The organism is Mesorhizobium sp. M0598 (assembly GCF_040320865.1).
Lineage (GTDB): Bacteria > Pseudomonadota > Alphaproteobacteria > Rhizobiales > Rhizobiaceae > Mesorhizobium.
This window is the reverse complement of sequence record NZ_JAMYQL010000096.1, coordinates 1-1,699: the sequence shown is the minus strand read 5'-3', so window position 1 is coordinate 1,699 and position 1,699 is coordinate 1. Positions and strand designations below refer to the sequence as shown.

The following is a 1,699-nucleotide window of genomic DNA, read 5'->3' as shown; positions in this document are numbered from 1 at the left end:
CTGATGTTTGTGGCGATCTACATCGACCACGTTCTCACATCTCGACAGGAGCAGCCGCCCTCAATTTGGCTCGGGCGAGACCCCAATCACCCCATCTGTTGAAAAAGGCCCTCGCCACCGGACCGCAGCAATGATTCACTGGCTCCGAAGGGATTCGGAGGTGGCGAGTGCGCGGCGGCGACGATCGAACTGGCGAACTTTTCAGCTACGTGGACCTTGAGGTCCGGGTTCGGCGCAATCATCCATTGCGGGCGATCAGGACGATCGTGACTGAAGCCCTGTCGAGGCTGGAGCGTGAGTTCGCGGCGCTATATTCGCCGATCGGACGGCCATCTATCCCGCCGGAGAAGCTGCTGCGGGCGATGCTTTTGCAGGCGTTCTATTCGATCCGCTCGGAGCGGCTTTTGATGGAACGGTTGGAATACGGCCTCCTGTTCCGCTGGTTCGTCGGCATCGGCGTCGACGACGCAGCCTGGGACCATTCGGTGTTCTCCAAAAACCGTGACCGGCTGCTGGAGGGCGATATCGCGGCGAAGTTCCTGGCGGCCGTGCTGGCGCAACCCAAAGTCAAGAAGCTCCTGTCCACGGATCACTTCTCGGTCGACGGCACGCTGATCGAGGCCTGGGCTTCGATGAAGAGCGTCAAGCCAAAGGGCGGCCCAAGCGGCGGTCATGGCGAACCGCCGGCAGACGGCGGCGGACGCAATGCGGAAGCGGACTTCCACGGCGAGAGGCGATCGAACGAGACGCACACCTCGACTACCGACCCCGACGCCAGGCTCTACCGCAAAGGGCGGGGCAAGGAGGCTAAGTTGTGCTTCATGGGACATGGGCTGATGGAGAACCGCCATGGCCTGCTGGTCGATGCCTGTCTGACGCTGGCCGACGGGCATGCCGAGCGAGTGGCGGCCCTGCATATGATCGAACCTCGCGCCGACCGGCCGCAGGCGATCACGCTCGGCGCCGACAAGGCCTATGACGCGGAGGACTTCATCAACGAGTTGCGCTCGATGAAGGTGACACCCCACGTGGCGCAGAACACGAACGGCCGCCGTTCCGCGATCGATCGCCGGACCACGCGCCACGGTGGCTATGCCGTCAGCCAGCGCATCAGAAAGCGCATCGAAGAGGCGTTCGGCTGGATCAAGACCGTCGCCGGGCAGGAGAAGACCAAATTGCGCGGCCGCGACCGCGTTGGGTGGGCCTTCACCTTCGCGGCCGCGGCCTACAATCTGGTGCGGCTGCCCAAGCTCTTGGCGGCGTCGAAATGACCGTGCCCGCAGGCTGCCAACTGATCGGCCGCTGGCGGATCATCGAAGCCGATCTGTGGGATCGCGGTTACCTGAACCTCGGTGGACCCGCAACCATCGCCATCGGACCCGACAACAACGGCGAGATCGCCTTTGGCGCCCTGCAAGCCGGTCTCGAACTGAGCTACAGCCCCTCGATAGTTCACTTCACATGGGCCGGGTGTGACGAGATGGATGAAGTCACAGGCGACGGCTATGCCGAATTGCTCGACGACGGCTCGATCGAGATCACATTCGCCTACCACAACGGCGACGAGGCCATCCTCAAGGCAATACGTCAGACTTCTTCAACAGATGGGGTGATTGGGGTCTCGCCCGAGCCAAATTGAGGGCGGCTGCTCCTGTCGAGATGTGAGAACGTGGTCGATGTAGATCGCCACAAACATCAG

The 1,699-nt window shown here is 62.6% G+C and carries 2 protein-coding genes; both read left to right on the top strand.

Annotation, left to right across the window (positions count from 1 at the left end):
• The first annotated feature begins 167 nt into the window (after positions 1-167).
• A complete protein-coding gene (locus NKI59_RS34865; RefSeq protein ID WP_352709053.1) occupies positions 168-1,271 on the top strand; it encodes an IS5 family transposase in 1,104 nt (367 codons plus the stop codon).
• Entirely contained in the window at positions 1,268-1,639 is a 372-nt protein-coding gene (locus tag NKI59_RS34860; RefSeq protein ID WP_352709052.1) for a hypothetical protein, read from the top strand. Before NKI59_RS34865 ends, NKI59_RS34860 begins: the two co-directional genes overlap by 4 nt.
• Positions 1,640-1,699: the final 60 nt, after the last annotated feature.